This is a genomic window from Streptomyces sp. ADMS, assembly GCF_033441795.1.
In the GTDB taxonomy this organism is placed as follows: Bacteria; Actinomycetota; Actinomycetes; order Streptomycetales; family Streptomycetaceae; genus Streptomyces.
The window spans coordinates 1-22,276 of record NZ_JAVFVX010000043.1; the positions used below are offsets into that span (position 1 = coordinate 1).

A 22,276-nucleotide genomic window follows, 5' to 3' on the forward strand; every position below is an offset into this window, starting at 1 on the left:
CGGTGAGCAGGGGGCGGTGTTGTCCGTCGGCGGATCGGGTGTCCCTGGGCGCGCCCTCCGATCGCCACGGCAGCAGCCTCGTGGCGATCGGTCTTACGAGTCGTGCTGGTGAGGGGCTTCTGCCAGTGCTGGGCACCCCACCGGCTGGTTGTAGGCCGGATCGACGGCGATGACCGCGATACCCGTGTGATCCGCCATCGACGTCAGCCGGGCGCGCAACTTGCCGGTGGGCATGCCGGAGATCAGCTGCCGGAAGCGCATTTCGCGGCCGTGTTTCTCCCGGTCTTCTCCGCGGCGAAGTCCAGGTCCTCCACGGCGATCGCCTTCACACCACAGCTGCGGGCCCAGTGCAGGAGGCGGGTCAGGGCGTGGCGGACCTGGGCGTCGCGGTGCTCACGGGTGCCGGTCAGGTCGCAGGAGAAGCGGCGTGGCAGCTGGGCCGCCTCCGGGTGATGCCGGGCGCGGGTCAGCTGCTTGCCGCCCCGCACGACGTGCACAGAACGCTCTTGACCACTCCAGCGGCAACAACTCCAGACCTCCTACTTTTGTCCTAAGCCAATGGGGGCACTCGCGAAAACCCCTCCCTCAGGGAGTAATGTCCAACCTGAGAAGACGATCACGAGGAAGGAACGCTCCATGCTTTCCCGCCTGTTTGCCCCCAAGGTCAAGGTCAGCGCTCACTGCGACCTGCCCTGCGGTGTGTACGACCCGGCCCAGGCCCGCATCGAGGCGGAGTCGGTGAAGGCCGTGCAGGACAAGATGGCAGCCAACGACGACCCGCACTTCCAGGCGCGTGCCACCGTCATCAAGGAGCAGCGCGCAGAGCTCGCCAAGCACCACGTGTCGGTCCTGTGGAGCGACTACTTCAAGCCGCCGCACTTCGAGAAGTACCCGGAGCTGCACCAGCTGGTCAACGACGCCCTGAAGGCCCTCTCGGCCGCCAAGGCGTCCACGGACCCGGCGACGGGGCAGAAGGCCCTGGACTACATCGCCCAGATCGACAAGATCTTCTGGGAGACGAAGAAGGCTTGATCTATGGCTAGGCAGCCTGACCTGCGGTTTCGCGGGTCGCATCGCCTACCTGTCCGCACCCGGTCCGCAGACCGCCGAGAACGGCGTCCATGACGGAGCGGGTGCGGTCTTCTTCGCCCGGCCAGAAGCGCAAGCCCGGCGAGCGGATCACCCCGTTCCGCTCGCGGTACTCCGTGCCCGAACTCAACGCGCTGCGCGACCGGCTGACCGCCTGGCTGACTCCGCTCCGGGGCACCGCTGCCCGTCTGGTGCCGAGGATGCCGGTCGAGGACCGTGCCGCGGACACCTGGGAGCCGCTGGTCATCGTCGCCGACCTGGCCGGCGGCCACTGGCCCGCCCGGGCCCGCGTGGCCTGCCTGGCGATGACCCGGCACGAGGTCGCCCAGGACGAGCAGACGACTCTGAAGACGCGACTGCTGCGCGACATCCGCCGCGTCTTCGACCAGGAACACAACAAGGAAGCCCTGCGTACTCAGGACCTGCTGGCGGCCCTCCTCCAGGACACCGAGGCCCCGTGGGCCGAATACGGCACCAAGGGACTGAACGCCTACCACCTGGCCAACCTGCTGCGGGACTTCGACATCAGCCCCGCCAACTACCGCTTCGAAGAGGGCAGGCAGGCCAAGGCGTACATGCGTAACAGGTTCCTCGACGCCTGGGCCCGCTACTGCCCCGATCCGTCCGAGGCAGCGTCGGCACCCGCGCATCCGGGACGGGCCCTGCCGCCCGCCGCCCCGGCGGGCTCGCTGCCCGTCGGCCCGCCCGGCGGCAGCCCTGGCCCCAGGCGCGCCCGCTAACCCCACCCCGGGTTCGTAGCAGTCCGTCGCGTCCGTCCCCGCGCAGGTCAGCGCGGGGACGGATCTCCTTGCCAAGACGGATCACTCCGTACCTGCGGTCATGTCCGTACCTGTCCTGACCAGCCCTGCGACGGACGGGACGGACGTGACAGAGCCCCACCCCACACGCCACTGGAGCACCAGCATGCACGACACCAGCACCGACAACCGCCGCCGCAGGGGACTGTTCGGCCTGGCCCGCCGAACAGCAGCAAGCTGGAGCGAACGAGCCTCTAACGAGGCTTCGTCCGCGCTTGCCCCCGCCCCAGGGGTGGCGGAGGAGGAGGCCGGGCGCCAGCGGGCGCCCGAGCCGGAGGAGGAGATGGCTGAACCCAGTACCGTGCTCACCGCCAACTCCGTTGCATCGTGCGCCGAGCCGCCCGCCGACGACCGCTCACCCGTCGAGCAGCCCTCCTGGCGCGAGCCCGACGCCCCGGTGCTGCCTGCGCTCATGAACCGCAAGCGCACCACCGAGAAGCGCGACCAGGAGAAGACGATCCGCTTCACCCCGACCGCAGTCCGCGTCATCGCCGTGGAGGCCGAGCGGCGTGGCCAGAAGTTCGCCGGGTTCGTCGGCGACGCCGCGCTCGCTGTCGCCCTCGGCAAGGCCGGCCTGATCGGCAGCCCGGAGGACGATCCCACCCGTCCGCTGATCGAGGCCATCGAGGCCCACACCGTCGCGCTGAACCGCGTCGGCAACAACCTCAACCAGATCACCGGAGCCATCCACCGAGGAACTGTTCCTGACCACGCCGAGGCGGTGCTGACCCACGTCGAGCAGGCGGCCGAGGCCAGCTACCGGCTCATCGACCAGCTCCTGGCGAAGGGTGCCGGCCATGGTGCCTGACGTCTCCACCGGTTCCAGCACGCTGGGCCTGATCAACTACCTCTTCGGCAAAGGGCGGCGCGACGAACACACCGACCCGCACATCGTCGCTGCCTGGGACATGACCGGCGCCCCCGACCCCGGCCGGGATCCCGAAGCCACCTACACCCAGCTCGCCAGGCGCCTGGACCACCACGTCGACCTGCGCACCCGCGAACTGGGCGGCAAGAAGCCGCCACAACACGTGTGGCACTGCCCAGTACGCACCGCGCCCGGCGACCGCTACCTCACCGACGCCGAGTGGGCCGAGGTCGCCCGCCGCGTCGTGGCCGCAACGGGCATCGCCCCCGAGGGCGACGAACGGGCGTGCCGATGGATCGCGGTCCGGCACGCCGACGACCACATCCACATCATGGCCACCACCGTCCGCGCCGACGGCCGCCGCCCCCGTACGAACCGAGACGGCTGGCGGGCACAACGGGAATGCCGCAAGATCGAGGCCGAGTTCGGGCTGCGCCGCCTGAAATCCGGCGACCTCACCGCCCCGCGCACCCCCACCGGCGCCGAGCGGGCCAAGGCCGAGCACCAGGGACTGGAAGAGCCCCCGCGGGAGTGGCTGCGCGAGCAGGCATACGCGGTCGCCGCCGCCGTACGCAGCATCGACGAGTACTTCACCGTGCTGCAGTCCCTCGGCATCCAGGTCAGGCCACGCATCGGCCCCGAGACCGGCGTGGTGACCGGATACAGCCTGGCCGCACCCGGAGACACCACCAGCGGCAAGCCGGTCTGGTACGGCGGCTCGAAGCTCGCCCCCGACCTGTCCTACGACCGCCTGTGCGAACGCCTCCCCGCCCAGGACGTGGCCGACCGCCCCCAGCAGGTGGCGGACCCGACCGAAACGTGGCACCGCGCCGAAACCGCCATCCGCCAAGCCCACGCCTTTCTCGACTCGGACGACGACGCCGCGGCTCAGGGACACCTGGATGCCTTCGGCGACACCCTCCACAACCTGGCCCTCGCCACCCATGGCGCGCACCGGGCCGAACTGCACGCAGCGGCAAGGGCGTTCAACCGAGCCCGCCGCTCGGCGATCCGAGCCGACCATCGGGCCGCCACCTACCTCCGGGAAGCCGCCAAGGAACTCGCCTACGCCACACACGATCCGGGTGGACTCGCCATCGCCCTGATCTTCGCCGCCCTCCACCTGGCGCGCGCAGCCGCCAAGTGGCACGAGCAACGCGGCCACGAGCAGCAGGCCGTAGCAGCCGAAGAAGCCTTCCGCCACCTACAGGCCGGTTACCAGCAGGCCGCCCAGCCAGTCCTGGCGGATCTCACCCGACGCGCCCCACGCGCCACCACCATCAACCGCTTCGAGCAAGACCTACGCGCAGCCCTCCCCGACCACGCCGCCCGCGTCCTCGCCGATCCCACCTGGCCGGCCCTCACCACGACCCTCGCTCGCGCCGAGACCGCCGGCCACAACCCCCGACGCCTCTTGACCGAAGTCGCCGCCCAGCGAGAACTCGACACTGCCGAGAACCCCGCCGAGGTCCTCAACTGGCGCATCACCGCCCAACCGAACAGGCGAACACAGGCGGCCCGCAGGCATAGCACCCGCACGGGCACGCCCGTTACGCCCGCACTACAACCCACGCCCACGACGGTGAGCGATCGACCTTCGGAGCGCAGCCGTCACCGATAGCGGAATCGGCTCTCAGCGGTGGCAGACAAGGATGCCGCCCAGGCACGTGACCTCGAAGGTCCCGTGCTGGGCGATGTGATCGACAAGGATCACGCGGGCCCGCTCGACCGTGGCCTCGAACGGCACGTCGTGCTGGTCCGCCCACGCCCGGTAGGAAGCCATGTGCGCGATGACCGGCTCGGGATCGTGGACCGCGATGATGCCGGGCAGTTCGACCGTCTCCACCCGGCCGAACTCCTCCCTCAGGAAGGCCGGGGCCTTCTCCAGGGAGAAGCGGGCGCTGAGCGAAATGCGCGCCGGGCCGCGTGCGGTGCCGAGAACGTCGCCCGCAGCGCGCTGCCACAGGTCGTCGAGTTCGGCCTTGTCTCGGTCACTATTGGTGGAGACGATCACCATCCCGTCACGGGCAACGACCCGGGACAGTTCCCGGACCGCCTGGGCGATGTCGGGCACGTGGTAAAGCATGTGCAGCGCCAAGGCGGCGTCGACGCTCTGCGCGGCCAGCGGCAGGCGAGGGGCGTCAGCCACGGCGACCGGGCCGGGGACACCGGCGAGGATGCCAGGGGCGATGTCCAGGCCCAGCAGAGTCAGATCGGGCCGGTCCTCGCGGAGCCGCTGGATGAACTTGCCATTGCCGCAGCCGATATCGACCACGCGCCCGCGCATGCGTACGCCGCTCAGCTGCTCGGCGACGATACCGGGCAGGTCGTAACGGGGCGTCTGCCACCGGTAGAGAGACTGCCGGGCGGCCAGATCCCGGTCACTGTTGTAAGCGCTTCCAGCAAGGCGGCCTCGGTCGGTGACAGCGGCGTCGTGTGCGGCGGACTGTTCGGTCACGTCGGCAGCTCCCGAGGATGGGCAGCGGGTGAGGCTGCGCGGACGGCCGTGTGCTGAAGTCGGGCGCGCAGGTGTGCGGCTTGAGCGGCTCCACCGTACTGCGGCCCGTTCAGCTCCTGGCCGAGAGCGGTGAGCCGGCGCACGATGCTGGCCGACATGCGCTCCGGTGGGGAGTCGAGGACGAAAGCGAGCATCGCCTCGGTGCCGTCCAGGTCGCCCAGGAGTAGGTGGCCGCGGGCGAGGTCGACATGGGCGGCGAACAGGTCGCCGACCGACTGGTCGTCGTCCTCGGCGCTGCGGTAGAGCCGGATCGCGGTGTTCGCGCTGACGATGGCCTGCTGGACGTGCTCTCGCCCGCCTACGGCCAGTCGGGTCGTCCCGGCGTACGCGAACTGCTTGGCTGCCGGGAAGGCGAACATGCCCGGCACCTCGTCGTGGCCGGGCATCGCCTCGCGGGTGCGCTCGGCATCCGCCAAGGCTGCCACTGCGCCCACCCGGTCTCCGGCTATGGCCAGGGCCCGCGCCTCCAGGCTCGCCAGCCGTGCTCCGATGCTGCCGCGAGCCCGGTGGTGGCGGCCGGCCTGCGCCAGCCGCGCCGCCTGCTCGTACCGCCCGGTCCAGTAGGCGATCAGGGACTCCACAGCCCGTACCCAGGCCAGCATCCCTTCGTGCCCGGCCGCCTCGGCGCATGCCCGGGCGGTACGGGCGTGGGTGGCAGCGGAGTCGTAGTCACCGAGGTCCAGGCAGACGTGCGCGGACAGCCCGCACAACCGTGACGCCTCGACATACAGATCGGTGGTCTGCCGGGGATGCTGACGCCCACGCAGCAGCTCGAACACCCCGTCCCGCAGCCGCTTGATCTCGATATACAGCTCCAGCAGCGGATGGCTGACATACACGCGGGCGAGCCGGGCGACATCAGCCTCCAACTGCTCGACGACGAACTCGTCCGCATTGCGCTGCGCGAGGAACCGGGCGAAGTCGGCCGACGCCACCGCGTCCGCCGACACGGCAACCGCCGCAGAGTTCGGACGCGCCGAAGGGCGCGCTGACAGCTCCAGCGCGTCCTCTGTCGTGCCGCCATCACCCCGTCGGCTCCTGCTGAATGCGACGGCCTGGTCGAGCACCGCAGCGTCGACGCCGAACACCTGCGCCAGGTACTTCCGGGTGTACGGGACCGGTACACGCGCCTCGCGCTCGTAACGCCCGATCTCCTTGCCGGTCTTGGCAGCGCGCCCTTCCAGGGAGTTGTACTCGTCGGCGACCCGCTGCTGAGTCCAGCCACGTGCAGTGCGCAGCCGGACGAGCAGCGCGCCGATCCCCGTGTCGCCCATCGTCTCTCCCCGGAGCACACCAATTCTGGCCCCCATAGTGGCCCCCGGGTTGGCCCCGACGCTGGCTCCCGACCCAAACGAGCGACAGAGGTTGGCTGTTGACCATGCCCAGCAACCTGCCCGCCGAGCCGGACACGCTCACGCCGGATCAAACCCTCGACAGCGCCGTCGAGCACAAATTGAGGCTCTTCGACCGACGGCGGACCACCCCAAGCGCCGTCCGCACCTTCGTCACCGAGGCCCTTACCCAGTGGGGACAGACCGAACGCCTCGACGACATCCGGCTGTGCGCCTCCGAACTGGCCACCAACGCCCTCCTGCACGGTGCTCCTGCGGACGGACAGGTCCTCGTACGCGTCGAACTGCACGCCGCCCTGCTGCGCATCGAGGTACACGACAGCGACAACGGCACACCCACCAAGCGGGAGCAACCGACCACCGCCGACGATGGCCGTGGCCTTCTGCTCGTATCCGCTGTCGCCGACCACTGGGGCGTGTCGGAACGCCAGGGCCCTGGCAAGTGCGTCTGGGCCGCCTTCCACCACAGCGTGGTGCCCACATGCTGACGCGTGCCAACACCGATTCCTTCACACCGTCCGCTGGACTGATCGCCTCCATGGCCACCACCACCTGGCTGGACACCATCCCAACCGGCGCCGCTCTGTGCTGCCTCCTACTGGTGCCCCAACCGCCCCGCAGCCTCTACGAGACGTGGGCCGTCATCGAGCAACGCATGCGTGCAGTCGCCGAAGCTCTGCACCTCGGTCCCGCCACCGCTCCCCCGCCGGACATCGGGCCGCGCCTGCGTCTGGTCACTCCGGCAGAGGTGGCCCTGCGCTTCGACGGGACCCCCTATCGCAAACGCATCCCCGCAGGCCGCCCATGGACTCTGCTGCTCGGCCGGCGGACTCCGGTGGCTCTCGTCCTGGGCCTCGACCCGATCTCCTGCAGTGCCACCCCAGCCGAGATCGACAGCTACCTGGACCGCGCCACGCTCCACCAGCGCCTCCTCTTCGGCCACACCCGAGCCGAATGAGCCCGAGCCCAAACCAGGGGGACCCCCCGTGACGACCCACCCCGTCTCACCGAACACCGTCCTGGCCAACGCTCTTCTCCACGCCGAGGACGTCCTGACCCCACGCATCCTGGCAACCCCACCCGAGCGGATCATGCTGGTCGTCGGCACCCAGATCAACGGCGCCCCACACATCGGCACCTCGCTCGTGCAGTCCCTGGCCTTTGCCATGGCCGCCCGCCTGCGCGACCGCTTCAGCATCCCCACCGAGGTTCTCTTCAGCGCCCTCGACAACGCCCCGTACGAGCTGGCCACCGACCCCGCGACCGGTCACCGCTACCAGCGCGCATACGCCCAGGCTCTCGGCGACCAGTCCCTGACTGACCTCGTCGCCGTCCTGTACCAGCCCCTGTTCACGGTGCTATCCCGGCGCCTGGGCATCCCGCACCGGGTCGAGACCTACAGCCAGCAACAGGCCAGCGCCCACTTCCGCCGCACCTGGCTCCGGCTCCTGCCCCGCCTCGACGCCGCCCGCTGGTGGCTCGCTCCCTCCACCGGCACACCGCACCTGCGTATCCCGTGCCCGCAGCCCGGCTGCGGCTGGGCCGAGAAACACGCCGAACGCACCCGCGTCCAACTCATCGACCGCGAAGCCGCGCACGTAGAGGCCCTCTGCCTGCACCACGGCCCCTATCGGGCCGCTGTCACCCCAGCCGGAGGCGCCTACCTCGACCTGGCCACCCTGTACCGGAACATGGTCAAGGAACTCGCTCTGTCCAACCCCCACGGCACCCTGCACGTCATGGTCAAGGGCGGCGACTGGGTCTTCGGCTCCCACCTGGTCGACGAGGCCCTCCAGGCCGTCGGCCTCACCCGCGCCCAGCTCCCGGCTCGCCTGTTCTGCCCCCAGGTCGTCACCGACACCGGCGCCAAGCTGTCCAAGTCGCTGATCCGCGAAGGCCGCGTTCCCTTGCCCGCCGGCGCCACCGACTGGATGCTCGACACCCGAAGGTGGCCCGGCACCGTCGCGGAGTACGCCGAGCAACTGCTGTGCATGACCGATACGTTGCTGTCCGACCCCCGCCACTTCTTCCGCTCGTACTCGGCAGCCGAGGTCGGCCGCATGATGACCGCACCAGCCTTCAGGAGCGTTCCCGCCCCATGACCGACACCACCGCCCGCGTCCACGAACTCAACCTCTACCGCCAGTACTTCGACCTCGTCGCCGCGGGCACCAAGACCATCGAGGTGCGGGTGAAATACCCGCACCTCGCCGACCTCGCCGCAGACGACGTGATCCGCTTCCAGATCAAGGGCACCGACGAGACGTGCGAGGTGCAGGTGAAGCGAGTCAGTGAGTACCTCGACTTTGAGGCCCTGCTCGATGGCGAAGGACCGGCCAACGTCAACCCGACCGCAACCCGCGAACAGCAGCTCACTAATATCCGCGCCATCTACCCGCCCGAGAAGGAAGCTCTCGGCGCCCTCGCCATCGAGATTGAGCGAAGGCAGTGAGCCCGTTGGGCCGGAAGCCAATCTGACGCCTTCCGACGGTCGACCCGGTTGGCCACCTCAGGCGATCGCGCAGCCAACTGACTACCGGCGGGTCGCATTTCCTTTATATACCAGCCAAACTGCCACGAGTGACCCTAGGGCCGGAATTAGTAAATTAAGAAAGAAAGTGACACCCCAAATTAGCCCCCCTATCGAGGCCATCACATTAACAGCTCCCGCCAAGATGCAAATGAAAATTAGTTGCCCCTTGGGGGACACGGGAATTCACCTCTCGATTTTTCGCGTATTCGCATGACTCGCAGCGCCACCCGTCTCCCCCTTCCGGGAATTTCGCTACGGGGTATCCCAGATCTGAGGTCGGCAATTAACTCATGAGGGGGCGCCATCGATCGACGCACCACAGGGCCTCCACGGGAGCCATAAGAGCTGTTGAGATTCCCCGCTACAGCGGCACCCACCATTGCGCCTCCACGCGCCTTGGGGTCATCCGCCTCGCACTCCACCTCCACCTGTCGCCCGCAAAGATTTGGTGATTATTTTGCAAAGTAACCCGAACCGCAACGGAATAAAGGGTACTTGACAGGCATTTCGGGGTAATTTTCTTGCCATATCGTCGGTGATCTTCATCATTCTTGCCATATCGTCGGTGATCTTCATCACTTCACGTGTCGCAATGAATGCGTTAAGCGCAGCATGCGTCGAACGGAGGAGACTTCTCCGCATTCATCACGCTACGTTATGTGATCAAGATCATTCCCGGCGTGACGCTCAGCCTGCCCCACAGTGACCGTTAAGTATCTTTCGCGGTCTTGTGTCCCGGGCTACTTTGCGAATCGATCACTGTTTCTTTACTGACAGCAGACAGGGGTAGATTCGTGAGACCTAAGGAAAAACTGCCTCCTCTAGAGAAGAGAGGACGGCTGCGGCATGAGCAGATCCGGAGTCTGCGCTGGATATCGGGCGGGCTTGCGGTTCTCATGTCCGCGACGCTGTTGGAGGGGGTGGCTGCGGCTGCTCCGCCTGCCGGGCCAGCGGGGACCGTGAAGCCGAAAGCGGTGACTGCTGCTGCGGACATCGCCTCGGCGAAGGTCGCGGCCCGGTTGTCCGGCGGGCGGGTGGAGGCGCTGTCGGAGCGCAGCGAGACATCGACGACGTGGGTGAACAAGGACGGCAGTCTGACGACGGAGCTGTCCGCAGGGCCGGTGCGGTTCGAGCGGGACGGCCAGTGGGTCGATGTGGATGTGGACCTGGTCGAGTCAGGTGACGGGGTGGCGCCGGTCGCGCATCCCAACGGGCTGCGGCTGGCGGGCAAGAGCGGTACGCCGGCGAAGTCACTGAAGGCAGCACAGCAGGCTGCGGCCGTTGACCTGGTGACGCTGGGCGAAGATGGTGAGCAGATCACCTTGCAGTGGAAGGGCGGTCTGCCGCAGCCAAAGCTGGATGGCACTCGCGCCGAGTATGTCAATGCAGTCCCCGGCGCCGATGTGGTCGTCGAGGCGACCCGTACCGGTTTCGAGCAGTACGTGGAGATCAAGCAGAGGCCGGCCGTCGGGGGCTACTCGTACACGCTGCCGCTGAAGGCCGAGGGGTTGAAGGCCAAGCAACTGGCGGACGGCAGTGTGCTGTTCACCGACCGCAAGAACAAGAAACGGGCTACCATGCCCGCGCCAATCATGTGGGATTCCACGGTCGACAAGGTCTCCGGTGAGCACACCCGCCGTGTGCCGGTGGAGATGAAGGTCGTCAAGTCAAAGGGCGGCGTCGACCTGGTTGTCACCCCGGACCCGGAGTTCCTCGCGGACCCGGACACGCAGTATCCGGTGACAGTGGACCCGTCGACGTCGTCGCTGTCGAACGTGTTCGACACGTATGTGCAGCAGGGCGAGACGGTCGACTGGTCGTCCGACACCGAGCTGGACTTCGGCAATCCGGGGACCACGAACTCCGACGGGACACCGCGCACGGCACAGTCGTTCGTCACGTGGAACAGCTCACCCATCGCGGATTCTCTGGTGTCCAGCGCGAAGCTGAGCCTGTGGAACTTTCACTCGGCCAACACCGACTGCACGGCCCAGTCGTGGGAGGTGTGGTCCTCGGGAGCGGCCTCCACGTCGAGCCGGTGGACGAACCGTCCCAGCATGACGGCGAAGAAAGCGACGTCGACCGAGACGCGGGGCAATTCCGCGTGTACCTCGGCTCCGGACGGCTGGATCAACGCCGACGTGACATCGTTGGCGCAGGAGTGGGCGTCGGCGAAGGCGACCCGCGGGCATCTTGGGCTGCGGGCGACGAGTGAGTCGGTGGTGGCGCAGTGGAAGCGGGTCAACTCCGCGAACGCGGCGTCGAATCCGCCGAAGCTCAGCGTCACGTACAACTTCCGGCCGAAGACGGGCACCAACCGGGAAGCCGGTCCGCCGTTCTTCTCCTACGGCGGCGACTACACGGTTAACACCACGACGCCGACGCTGCGGGACAGCTTCGTCGACGTCAACGGTGACAGGGTCATCGGCACCTTCCAGATCGCCGACTCCGAGACCACCGCGCAGGTCGGTGACATCCTCACCTCCGAGTTCACGGCCTCCGGTTCACCGGCGTCGGTACAGGTGCCGTCGGGTCTGTTGACCAACGGCACGACGTACAAGTTCCGCACCTCGCCCTACGACGGGACGCACTACAACCTCGCATGGTCGGCGTGGAAGACGTTCACCATCGACACCAGCGCTCCCTCGGCCCCGGCGTCCATCACCTCGACGGACTACCCGAGCGGGCAGTGGGTCAAGGGTGAGGGCCAGGCCGGCACGTTCACGGTCACACCGCCCTCCGGCTCGGACCATCAGTGGCTGGAGTGGTCGCTGGACGACGGGGCCACCTGGAACAAGGTCACCACCGACGGCGCCGCAGCGGCCAAGGACATCAGCGTGACCCCGCCGAAGAACGGCACCCTCACCCTCCAGGTGCGGTCCGTGGACAAAGCGGACAACAAGTCCGAGCCTCTTGAGTACACCTTCCACGCCGGTTCCGGCGGGTTCCTCACCCCTGCCGAGGGCGAGTACACCGCGCGCCGGCTGGGGCTGTCCGTCGAGACCGATGGCCAGAAGTACGACAGCGTTTCCTTCTCCTGGCGCCGCTCCGCAGCCGACGACTGGACGGCGATCCCCGCAGGTTCCGTCACCTCCGGCGGCGCCCCGCTCACCGCGTGGCCGGTGCCGCTGACCAACGGCAAGAACTCCGCGTTGGTGTGGAACGCCACCGACACCGTGGACCCCGACGGCACGGTCCAGATCAAGGCCGACTACACCGGCCCGAGCTCCGCCACCGGCAGCACCGAGCCGCTGACCGTCGTCGTCGACCGGAACGCGGAGGGAGCCTCCACCGAGCAGGTCGGCCCTGGTGAACTCAACCTGCTGACCGGCGACTACACGCTCTCCGCCACCGACGCCTCGGCCTTCGGCCTCTCGGTCACACGCAGTGCCTCGTCACGGGTTCCCGACCAGGCCGCCCAGCAGGAGGGCCAGGCGCCCATTTTCGGCAAGGAGTGGGCCTCCGGCACCGTCGCCGAAGCGACCGCCACCGGCTACAACCACATCCGCGCGGTCACCGACACAGCCGTCGACGTGGTGACGGTTCAGGGCGACGCAATCCACTTCACCGCCAACGCGGACAGCACCGGCTGGCTTCCCGAGCCCGGCTCGGAGAGCCTGACCCTGACCGGCACCACCAGCGGCACCTTCACCCTGACGGACACCGAGGGCACCAGCACGAAGTTCGTCAAGGCCGACGCCCAGGCCACCACCTGGCAGGTCTCCACGACCAAGCTGGACGGCGTCTCGGAGTCCACGAACACGGTCGTCTCCGAGACCGTCACCGTGGACGGCAAGCAGCTCGCCCGTCCGAGCCTGGTCATCGCCCCCACGTCGGCGGCGTCCGCGTCCACCTGCGGCGCCACCCCGGCCACCAAGGGCTGCCGTGTGCTGCAGTACGTCTACGCCACGGCCACCACGGCCACCGGCACCGCGTCCGACAGCGACTTCGGCGACTTCACCCGCCAGGTGAAGGAGATCCGGGTATGGGCCACCGAACCCGGCGCGTCCGTCGCGACCCCGACCACCGTCGCCACCTACCGCTACGACTCCGAGGGACGGCTGCGCCAGACCTGGGACCCGCGGATCGGCCAGCAGGCGGAGATCCAGTACGCCTACTACGAGGGCCGCGTCACCTGGCTGCAGCCGTCGGGCCAGCTCCCGTACACCCTCACCTACGGTTCGGCCGGCGACTCGGCCGCAGCAGGCGAGGGCATGCTGCTGACGATGGCCCGCAGCGGCCTGGCACAGGGCACCGCGGCCATCGAGCAGGGCACCGCGACCACGTCCGTGGTCTACGACGTGCCCCTGACCGGTGACCGGGCCCCTTACCCCATGGGTAACAGCGCTGTCGCTGTCTGGGGCCAGACGGACGCGCCCACAGACGCGACCGCCCTCTTCCCGACCGACAGCGCCCCGTCGTCGCACTCCGGGAACAGCCTCGCCGCCACCGACTACCGTCGGGCCGGCGTGCACTACCTCGGTGTGTCGGGGGAACGGACCAACTCCGCCGCCCCGGGCGGGCACATCACCGCCACGGAGAGCGACCGGTTCGGCAACACCGTACGGGAGCTGACCGCGGCGAACCGTGTCCTCGCCCTCGGCCTCACAGCCGAGGACAGGAGCGAGCTGGCAGAGCTGGGCATCTCCCACCTCGACAGCGCCGAGCGCGCCGAACTGCTCTCCACCCGCTGGCTGTTCGACGCATCGGGCACCCGCGAACTGGAGGAGTTCGGCCCCACCCACCGGGCAACCCTCACCAAGGACCTCAAGGACGGCGACACGGTCCTGGTCGAGTCCGGTACCTCGGTTCCGGCCCGGTCGTGGATCGTCAAGGAGTACGACGAAGGGCGGCCCACCGACGGCAGCGCGAGCGTCAAGGACCAGGTGACCCTGGAGGTCACCGGCGCTCGGGTCCGCGACTACTACTCGATCATGACGGAGAAGCGCGTCAACGAGACCCAGTACGACTGGGCCAAGGGCCTGCCGACCCTCAGCATCCAGGACGCCGGCGGCCTGGACCTGATCACCTCCACCGACTACGACGCCCAGGGCCGAGTGGTCTCCCAGTCGCTGCCCGGCGGCACCGGAGACGACGCCGCCACCCGGATCACCGAGTACTGGAAGGCCGACGGAACCGGCTGGTGCGAGGGCAGGCCCGAGTGGGCCGGGATGGCATGTTGGACCGGGCCAGCCGGCGCCATCACCGGAGGCGGCTCCAACCCGTCCGAACTGCGGGACACCACCACCGAGTACGGCTACTACGGCCAGGTCACAAAGACCACCGATACCGCCAACGGCGCGTCCCGCACCACCACCTCGTCGTACGACGAGGCCGGGCGGCCCCAGACCGTCACGACGACGGGTGGCATCGGCGAGGCGGTCCCCGCGACCACCACCGAGTACGACCCGGCGACCGGACAGGTCACGAGGACCAACTCCACCTCGGGTGAGATCACCAAGGCGTACGACAAGCTCGGCCGCCTGACCTCCTACACCGACGCCGAAGGCGGCACCACCACCTACGAGTACGACCTGCTCGACCGGCCCGCGAAGGTCGTCGACAACGTGCCCTCCACCACCACCTACACCTACAACCACTCCGCCGAGCCCCGTGGCCTGGCGGTAGCGGTCACCGACTCGGTGGCAGGCACCCTCTCCGCCACCTATGACGCCAACGGCTCGCTGAGCACCCAGAAACTGCCCGGCGGCTACACCCTCACCCAGTCCGAGAACCCGGACGGTGCCGTCACCAACCGCACGTACACCCGCGACAGCGACGGCACGCTCGTCTACAGCGACACCGCGAGCGAGTCCGTGCACGGCCAAGTCGTCGCCCACGCGGGCTGGTCCGAGCAGAGCTACACCTACGACAACGCCGGCCGGCTGACCAGCGTCGCGGACACCGTCGGCACGGTCTGCACCCGTCGCGACTACTCCTTCGACCAGCGCAGCAACCGCACCTCCCTCAGCACGGCCATCGGCACGCCCGGCGCCGCCTGCTCCACCTCGGGAGCCACCACCGCCAACCACTCCTACGACAGCGCCGACCGCCTCGTCGACTCCGGGTACGCCTACGACGAGTTCGGCCGCACCACCACCGAGCCGGGCAGCACGATCGGCTACTACACCAACGATCTCGTCCACCGTCAGACCACCGCGAGCACACGCCAGACCTGGCTGACCGACCCCGCCCAGCGGTTCAGCTCCTGGACGGTCGAGACCGGCGGCGGCAGCACCTGGACACAGACCGCGTCCAAGGTCAACCACTACGGCGGGGACGGGGACAACCCCCGCTGGATCGTCGAGGACACCACCACCGGGGCGCTGTCCCGCAACGTCTCCTCGCTCACGGGCGACCTCGCGGCCACCACCAGCGCGACCGGCAACGTGACGCTCCAGTTCACCACCATCCATGGTGACGTGGCGCTGCTGCTGCCGCTGGACACCTCGGTGGCACCGACCGCCCTGGACACCGATGAGTACGGCAACCCCCGCACCGGCCAGCAGGCCGAGCGCTACGGGTGGCTCGGCGCCAAACAGCGCTCCGCCGAGACCGCGGCCGGAGACGCCGTCCTCATGGGCGTGCGGATGTACACCCCGTCAACCGGCCGGTTCCTCCAGACGGACCCGGTGTACGGAGGCTCGGCCACCGCGTACGACTACGCCAACCAGGACCCGGCGAACCAGTTCGACCTGTCCGGTCAGGCATCGTGGGTCCGCAAGTGCAGCACCAACTGGGGCTGGACCGGCTACACCTTCAAGTGCAAGTTCTACTTCACGCGACAGAAAACGAAGATCATCCAGCAGGACATCAGCGTCATGGGCGGCGCGGGCGTCGCGATCGCCGAAGCGTACGCGTGCTCGAAGATCCCGTATCCTGTCGCGATCCCCGTTTGCACCGCCCTCGCCTGGGCCTACACATGGTGGTCCGTCCACCACGTCAACAGCGCAGTGGAACGCGGCGGTTGCTTCACCTTCACCATCGGAGCCACCGTCAACATCGGCGTCTGGGGATGGGCCGCACCAGGCAACGTGAAAAAGTCGAACAAGCACTGCAAGGCGAAGTAACCGGTCACAACCGTAGCCGGTGAGTGCGTGGGCCGTGCTGGTCGAGCCTCCTATTTCGGGCACGACCAGCACGGCCCGTCCACACGGCTGTAGGTTTCGCCTTCGGCGTGCTTCCATCGCACCGAACCACATTGAGATGGGTGATCCAGATGAACGGCCCCGCCAGCTCCATCCCCCCGGGCAGCCCCGGCGGACCGGCACCGACCTTCCGACTGGGGAAGCTGCAAGCAGCAGCCCCGATTCTGTGCGGCCTCCTCGTCGGCACCGCGCTGGTGTACGTCGTCCTGGAGGCCACTGGTGAACGCATGACGGCGGGTGAGCTGTGGTCGTGCCTTTCGGCGGCCGTGATCGCAAGCGTGGTCGTTCCGGCCTTGCCCCCCAACTACGGCATCGAGCTCACCCACAACCGGCTCGTCCTCCTCGGGAACAGACGCCGCGAGATCGAGTGGCGGGAAATCACCGGCCTGGAGATTCGGAAGACCGCTGGCATCCGAACGATCGTCGCGTCGGTGACCGACGGACGCCGGATACCGTTGCGTGCGCCGATGTCTCTCCTGGACCGGAACTTCGACCACAAGGCCCAAACCCTCACGAACTGGTGGGCCGCGCGCCGGGGTGGCCCCGACGGCGTGTAGCCGCCGTTCCCTTGCGTGGACAAAACACAGGCAATACTCCAGTGCGGTTTCGAGATCTACCCAGTTGGTCCGTCGGGAGATTGTCGTCGGTAGTGGCTGCGACGGGCTGTTGCCTGGTGACGTCTGCACCAGGTTGACCAGTGCAGCAGCATGGACGGGGACGGCCGGTGGGCCGAGTTCGGCACAAGGACCACATCATGAACGACGCGGACGAGAGTGAACCCGAGAGCGTGACGGAGGAGCCGAGGCTGTGGCAGGTGAAAATCGCATTGGTGGCAACACCGGCCAAGCACGAGGAACTCATGGACCGACTGGTAGACGTACTGTGCCCGGACTCGGGGCATGAAGGTCCGTGTCCCATCCCCTGGGCAATGCGCAGCGTGAACGGCGATTCCCTTTCAGCGAAGAAGCGAAAAGCCCTCCTGGAGGAGATCGAGGAGACCAACGGGGATCCGGCCTGACGCCACGGCGCTAAGTGAGGAACTCTCCCTCCTGACTGCTCAACCCTGCGCTCGGGTCGACAGCCAGTCCGCGCCCAGTCCGCAAGACACCCGCTGAAGACCGTCGCACCCCATCGCCAGCAATCGCCAAAAGGCCAGGTCAGTGACCCACAGGGAAGATCCCCGCAGGTCACCGACCCGACCCATTACTAGGAGACGAAGAAGGCCTGATGCGCTTTTTCGGCGAAAGGGGCCGGTCGAGGTCGACCGGCCCCTTTCGCTGCCCGCCGACCGCGTGAGCCCCCTCAGTGCCGGCACACGAGGATGCCCGCCCGACAGCCGACCTCGAACGTCCCGTGCCGGGCGATCCGGTCGGTGACGATGGCGCGGGCCCGCTCGACGGTCGCGTCGAAGGGCACGTCGTACTGGTCCGCCCAGGCCCGGTAGGACGCCAGGTACGCGACGACCGGCTCGGGGTCGTGGACGGTGACGGTGCTGGGCAGCTCGATCGTCCGCACCCGGCCGAACTCCTCGCCCAGAAAGGCCGGCGCCTTCTCCAGGGAGAAGCGGGCACCCACCGAGAACCGGGCCGGCTCGCGTCCGGAGCCGAGGACGTCACTCGCGGCCCGATGCCACAGGTCGTCGAGTTCGGCCTTGTCCCGGTCGCTGTTGGTCGAGACGATCGTCACCCCGTCCCGGGCCACGACCCGGGACAACTCCCGCACCGCCTGAGGGATGTCGGGTACGTGGTACAGCATGTGCATCGCCAGGGCGGCGTCGACGCTCCCCGTGGCCAGCGGCAGCCGCATGACATCCGCCACGGCGACCGCGCCGGGGACGGTGGCGAGAATGCCGGGCGCGATGTCCAGCCCCAGCAGGGACAGGTCGGGCCGGGCCGCGCGCAGCCGCTGGACGAACCTGCCGTTGCCGCAGCCGACATCGACCACCCGCCCGTGCCCCCGTACACCGCTCAGCTGCTCTGCGACGATGCCCGCCAGGTCGCGACGAGGCGTCTGCCACTGGTAGAGCGACTGCCGGGCGGCCAGGTCCCGGTCGCTGCCGTACGCGCTTTCGGCGAGGCGGTTCCGGTCGGTGGCGGCGGAGAGTTCGGTCACGTCAGCAGCTCCCAGGTCTGGATGTTCACCCGCCGGCATCGTCCTCCCCCGCCTCCAGCAGGTTCGCCGCCGCCCCCACGATGCGCGGGTCCGGACTGCCGACGACCTCCTCATCCTTGCCGGTGTAGTGGAAGCGGGCCAGTACGCTGCGCATCGCCTCCACCCGCGCCCGCTTCTTGTCGTTGCTCCTCACCACCGTCCAGGGAGCGTGTTCGGTGTCCGTCTCGCGGAACATGAGGCAGGTGCGGCCGTCCGGAGGACGAAACGCGGGTGGCTCCGTCGAACCGCCGCCCTACGATCACCCCATGAACATCGGCACCGGCAACGGGACCGGCATCCGCTGGACCTACGCCTTCATCGACCGGCCTGCCGGCCTCCTCCGGCCCGCCCACACGTTCTGGACCGCCGTCTCGGACACCCGGGTGTCCGAGACCCGGGGTGAGCACGGCGAGTTCGTGACCCTGCTGCCGGGCACGGGCGACGCCTGCGTCAAGGTCCAGGGGGTGGCCTCCGGTGACGGCGGTGCCCATCTCGACCTCGCAGTCGAGGACGTCGACGCCTTCGTCGGCTCGGCGTCGGCGCTCGGGGCGACGGTCGTCGGTGCGCACACCGGCTGGGCCGTGCTGCGCTCACCCGCCGGGCAGCTGTTCTGCGCCGTGCCCTGGCACGGGGAGACGGTTCGGCCGGCCGTGGTGGACGGCAGCCGCCTCGACCAGGTGTCCATCGACATCCCGCCCACCGCGTACGACACGGAAGTCGCCTTCTGGGAGCGCCTCACGGCCTGGGACTCCCTCACCGGCTCACTCCCGGAGTTCCACGTCCTCAGGCCCCCGGCCCATCTCCCGGTCCGCATCCTCCTCCAGCGCCTGGGCACCGAACGGCCCGCGGCCTCCGCTCACCTGGACCTGGCCTGCGCCGACATCGGGGCGACCCGCGCCCGCCACGAACGACTGGGCGCCACGGCCGTCTCCCATGGCACCCACTGGACGGTCATGCGCGACCCGGCGGAGGGCACGTACTGCCTCACGGGCCGCGACCCCGAGACGGGCGGGCTGCCGAAGCCTACGGCGGCGGACAACCTCGCCTAGCGAAGGGTCGCGTACACACACCACGAGCCTGTCGTCCTCCTCCGGTGTCGGGAGCGGCTTCGGACACACGTCCTCCACGTCCTGCCGCAGCAGCGGCGCCGGATCGCCGTCGCCCGTCCCGTACCGGCCGTGCGTCTCCGGCGGCTCCACCGAGTCCTGGAGCCACACTGTGAGCCCGCCTCCGACATCACCGCGACCAGCCACCCGCGCACTGCCCGCCGCCACCCCCTGCGGCTCACACCCACGCCTGGACGTCCACCACGGCGGCCACCGGGATCGGCCCGTACACGTGCGGGAACTCCTCGTCGCCCGGCTTCGGGGCCTCGTACCTCAGGGGTACGTCGAGCCGCGCGGGGTCCACGACCAGCACCACCAGGTCGTCCGGGCCGTCGTAGGAGCCGTAGAGGAAGGCTGCCACGCCCGGGAGTTGGGCGCGGGTGGACATATGGATGAAGCCCTCCTCCTGGAGGGTGCGGCCGCGCGTCGACATCTCGTACGTGCCTCGCTCGCGGGCCGCGTCCCAGAGGGCGCGTTCGGTGATGTGGAGGATGTACGGAAGTTCTGACATGAACCCAACCTACGGGCCCGGAGTACGGCCCCTCACAGGTCCCCGGCACCGTCCAGAACGGGCCGGATCTCCACGGGTGAGGCGGTACGCCGAAGGCGATGAGTTCCACCGCACGGCCGAGCTGCCCGGCGGCGACGAGACGGTCACGGTGCTCTGTCCCGCGATGCGCGGGCTGCTCCTGGAGCACCTGACGCTGCCGGGCGTGCTGGACAGCGTACTGCCGGGAGTCACCGTCCCGGAGGGGCTGGTGGAACGGATCGCGGCGACAGTCCTGCCGGAGACGACCAGGGATCAGGCCTGAGGCTCTCGCCACATGGGCCACATCTGAGGGCCGTCCGGGAGGTCGAGGGGGCGTTCGAGGAGGGCGAAGCCGAGCCGCTCGTACAGCGCGCGGCTACGGGCACTGCTCGCCTGCAGATAGGCGGCCACCCCCTCGCGGTCGCAACGGTCGAGGACACTCTGGACGAGGCCCGTGCCGAGCCCCTGACCCTGGCTGTCCGGCGCCACACCGATCATCCACAGGTACTCGTGGGCGCGCCCCGAGGGATGGATTCCGGCCGTCAGCCGCCCGATCAGTTCGACGCGCTCGTTCTCGGGATCGACGGCCTCACGCAACTGGGCGGCGTCGTCACCCTGCTCCGCTTCCCCGTCCCCTTCGCCTCCGTTCTCCGGGTGGGCGTGGGCGGGGACGGACAGCCACAGGGCGCACGCCGTACCGTCCTCGGCGAGGTCGACGCGGCCCTCGGCGAGCACGACGTCGAGGAAGGCTGCCATCAGCTTGGGATGCGTCGCGCGGCGCTGCGCCGGGTCCGGGAAGACCCAGCCGCTCACCGGATCGTCCTGGAAGGCTTCGTCCAGCAGCCGGACGACCAGCTCCCGGTCTCTCTCGTCCGCCGTCCGTACCGCCACACCCATGCCCCGCCCCTTGTGTCTCAACCGCCGTTGATCATACGGCGGTTGAGCCTAACGGGTGTGGAGACGTGACAGGGCCCGCACACCGTGGGGATGTGCGGGACCCGCCGGCCGGAGCGCCGTGACGCGCCATACGGTGTCAGGGCCGTACGCCCCGCCACGGGTGACTCCGGGGCCTCAGGTGGTTCGGCGGGTCACGAACTCGGCCAGGGACAGCAGGCCGCCCGCCGCCTCCGGGTCGGGGACCGCACGGGACAGTTCGTGTACCGCGCGGGCCATCCGGTCGGCCGCCTGGAGCTGCGCCCAGTCCCGGCCTCCCGCCCGCTCGACGGCGAGCACCGTGCGCTCCAGCGCTCCTTCCTGCCCTTCGTCGTACGGAACCTTGTACAACTCGGCCAGTTCGGCGGCCGCCGGTGTGCCGGAGGCCAGTGCGGCCACGACGGGCAAAGACTTCTTGCGGGCGACCAGATCCGCCCCGGCCGGCTTGCCGGTGCGGCCCGGGTCCCCCCATATCCCGATCACGTCGTCGATGAGCTGAAAGGCGAGCCCGGCCTCCCGGCCGAACGCGTCCATCGCCTCGACGTCCTCGGCGGAACCGCCCGCGTACAGCGCCCCGAGGGCACAGGCGCAGCCGAGCAGCGCGCCCGTCTTGGCCTCGGCCATGGTGAGGCACTCGCCGAGGGTGACCTCGGCGGGGCCCCGCTTCTCCATGGCCGTGTCCGCGTGCTGCCCCTCACACAGTTCGACGACGCAGGACGCGAGCCGTGCGGCGGCGGTGGCGGACGCCGGGTGCGGGTCCTCGGCGAGCAACCGCAGCGCCAGGGCCTGCAGGGCGTCCCCGGCGAGGATCGCGTCGGGGACGCCGAACACGGTCCACGCGGTGGGCCGGTGTCTGCGGGTGGTGTCCCGGTCCATGACGTCGTCGTGCAGCAGGGTGAAGTTGTGGACCAGTTCCACCGCGGCGGCCGCCCGGACTGCAGCCTCCCGCCGCCCGCCCAGTGCCGCGGCCGCGGTCAGCACGAGCGCGGGACGGATCGCCTTGCCCGCGTTGCCCGCCGCCGGGCTGCCGTCCGCGTGCTCCCACCCGAAGTGGAAGCGCGCGACGCGGCGCATCGCCCCGGGCAGCGACTCGATCGCCCCGCGCAACTCGGGATCGACCACGGCCCGGGCCTGTTCCATGATGAGCGAGGCGTCCTGTCCGTCGTAGCCGCCGGACACCCCCCGCTCCTTCGCTTTCCCCCGCACATGCTCGGGGGAAAGCGTCTGGCTT

17 protein-coding genes and 4 pseudogenes are annotated in these 22,276 nt (G+C 69.1%); 13 read left to right on the top strand and 8 right to left on the bottom strand.

Annotated elements, in window-relative coordinates:
• Positions 1-431 (bottom strand): annotated as a pseudogene (locus RB628_RS19885) (IS200/IS605 family accessory protein TnpB-related protein); the annotation flags it as partial.
• A 205-nt stretch (positions 432-636) separates the two neighbouring features.
• Between RB628_RS19885 and sodN the strand changes: the two are divergent.
• From sodN to RB628_RS19905, 4 genes and pseudogenes are all read left to right on the top strand, one after another.
• Positions 637-1,032 carry a superoxide dismutase, Ni gene (sodN, locus tag RB628_RS19890; RefSeq protein WP_005480378.1) on the top strand — a complete coding sequence of 132 codons (396 nt, stop codon included), beginning with the start codon at positions 637-639 and terminating at the stop codon, positions 1,030-1,032.
• 122 nt (positions 1,033-1,154) lie between these two features.
• Positions 1,155-1,829: pseudogene (locus RB628_RS19895) on the top strand (DUF3631 domain-containing protein); the annotation flags it as partial.
• Positions 1,830-2,013: 184 nt separating this feature from the next.
• The gene (locus tag RB628_RS19900) at positions 2,014-2,715 is read left to right on the top strand and encodes a hypothetical protein (protein ID WP_412180689.1); all 702 of its coding nucleotides are present in this window, start codon (positions 2,014-2,016) and stop codon (positions 2,713-2,715) included.
• Complete coding sequence (locus RB628_RS19905) at positions 2,705-4,396, top strand: relaxase/mobilization nuclease domain-containing protein (protein WP_318321832.1); 1,692 nt, start codon at positions 2,705-2,707, stop codon at positions 4,394-4,396. Before RB628_RS19900 ends, RB628_RS19905 begins: the two co-directional genes overlap by 11 nt.
• A 12-nt stretch (positions 4,397-4,408) precedes the next feature.
• Here RB628_RS19905 and RB628_RS19910 read toward each other — a convergent pair whose 3' ends face one another.
• Positions 4,409-5,233, bottom strand: a complete 825-nt coding sequence (locus tag RB628_RS19910) for a class I SAM-dependent methyltransferase (protein ID WP_318321833.1) — start codon at positions 5,231-5,233, stop codon at positions 4,409-4,411.
• Positions 5,230-6,567, bottom strand: coding sequence for an XRE family transcriptional regulator (locus RB628_RS19915; protein ID WP_318321834.1), 1,338 nt, complete (start codon positions 6,565-6,567; stop codon positions 5,230-5,232). The genes RB628_RS19910 and RB628_RS19915 overlap by 4 nt, the downstream gene beginning before the upstream one ends.
• A gap of 104 nt (positions 6,568-6,671) precedes the next feature.
• Between RB628_RS19915 and RB628_RS19920 the strand changes: the two genes are divergently transcribed.
• From RB628_RS19920 to RB628_RS19950, 7 genes are all read left to right on the top strand, one after another.
• Positions 6,672-7,133 (top strand): ATP-binding protein, encoded by a 462-nt coding sequence (locus RB628_RS19920; RefSeq protein ID WP_318321835.1) that lies wholly within the window; start codon positions 6,672-6,674, stop codon positions 7,131-7,133.
• Positions 7,127-7,603 carry a hypothetical protein gene (locus RB628_RS19925; RefSeq protein WP_318321836.1) on the top strand — a complete coding sequence of 159 codons (477 nt, stop codon included), beginning with the start codon at positions 7,127-7,129 and terminating at the stop codon, positions 7,601-7,603. Before RB628_RS19920 ends, RB628_RS19925 begins: the two co-directional genes overlap by 7 nt.
• A gap of 28 nt (positions 7,604-7,631) precedes the next feature.
• A complete protein-coding gene (locus tag RB628_RS19930) occupies positions 7,632-8,747 on the top strand; it encodes a hypothetical protein (RefSeq protein WP_318321837.1) in 1,116 nt (371 codons plus the stop codon).
• Positions 8,744-9,097: an ASCH domain-containing protein gene (locus RB628_RS19935; protein WP_318321838.1), complete on the top strand. Its 354-nt coding sequence runs from the start codon at positions 8,744-8,746 to the stop codon at positions 9,095-9,097. The genes RB628_RS19930 and RB628_RS19935 overlap by 4 nt, the downstream gene beginning before the upstream one ends.
• A 977-nt stretch (positions 9,098-10,074) precedes the next feature.
• On the top strand, positions 10,075-16,248 hold the full coding sequence (locus RB628_RS19940) for a DNRLRE domain-containing protein (RefSeq protein ID WP_318321839.1): 6,174 nt from the start codon (positions 10,075-10,077) through the stop codon (positions 16,246-16,248).
• A 140-nt stretch (positions 16,249-16,388) separates the two neighbouring features.
• Entirely contained in the window at positions 16,389-16,883 is a 495-nt protein-coding gene (locus RB628_RS19945) for a hypothetical protein (RefSeq protein ID WP_318321840.1), read from the top strand.
• A gap of 197 nt (positions 16,884-17,080) precedes the next feature.
• A complete protein-coding gene (locus RB628_RS19950; protein ID WP_318321841.1) occupies positions 17,081-17,344 on the top strand; it encodes a hypothetical protein in 264 nt (87 codons plus the stop codon).
• Positions 17,345-17,628: 284 nt separating this feature from the next.
• On the opposite strand, the gene RB628_RS19955 is transcribed toward RB628_RS19950, so the two are convergent.
• Positions 17,629-18,438 (bottom strand): class I SAM-dependent methyltransferase, encoded by an 810-nt coding sequence (locus tag RB628_RS19955; RefSeq protein WP_318321842.1) that lies wholly within the window; start codon positions 18,436-18,438, stop codon positions 17,629-17,631.
• A 25-nt stretch (positions 18,439-18,463) separates the two neighbouring features.
• Positions 18,464-18,673, bottom strand: a pseudogene (locus tag RB628_RS19960) (polyphosphate kinase 2); the annotation flags it as partial.
• Positions 18,674-18,743: 70 nt separating this feature from the next.
• Between RB628_RS19960 and RB628_RS19965 the strand changes: the two are divergent.
• Positions 18,744-19,526 carry a VOC family protein gene (locus RB628_RS19965; RefSeq protein WP_318321843.1) on the top strand — a complete coding sequence of 261 codons (783 nt, stop codon included), beginning with the start codon at positions 18,744-18,746 and terminating at the stop codon, positions 19,524-19,526.
• Positions 19,527-19,761: 235 nt separating this feature from the next.
• On the opposite strand, the gene RB628_RS19970 is transcribed toward RB628_RS19965, so the two are convergent.
• Positions 19,762-20,094: a DUF952 domain-containing protein gene (locus RB628_RS19970; protein ID WP_318321844.1), complete on the bottom strand. Its 333-nt coding sequence runs from the start codon at positions 20,092-20,094 to the stop codon at positions 19,762-19,764.
• Between the two features lie 91 nt (positions 20,095-20,185).
• Between RB628_RS19970 and RB628_RS19975 the strand changes: the two are divergent.
• Positions 20,186-20,395: pseudogene (locus tag RB628_RS19975) on the top strand (TetR/AcrR family transcriptional regulator); the annotation flags it as partial.
• Here the strand turns inward: RB628_RS19975 and RB628_RS19980 are convergent.
• Positions 20,386-21,009: a GNAT family N-acetyltransferase gene (locus tag RB628_RS19980; RefSeq protein ID WP_318321845.1), complete on the bottom strand. Its 624-nt coding sequence runs from the start codon at positions 21,007-21,009 to the stop codon at positions 20,386-20,388. The pseudogene RB628_RS19975 and the gene RB628_RS19980 overlap by 10 nt on opposite strands.
• 174 nt (positions 21,010-21,183) lie before the next feature.
• Positions 21,184-22,185: a family 2 encapsulin nanocompartment cargo protein polyprenyl transferase gene (locus RB628_RS19985; protein ID WP_318321884.1), complete on the bottom strand. Its 1,002-nt coding sequence runs from the start codon at positions 22,183-22,185 to the stop codon at positions 21,184-21,186.
• Between the last annotated feature and the right edge of the window lie 91 nt (positions 22,186-22,276).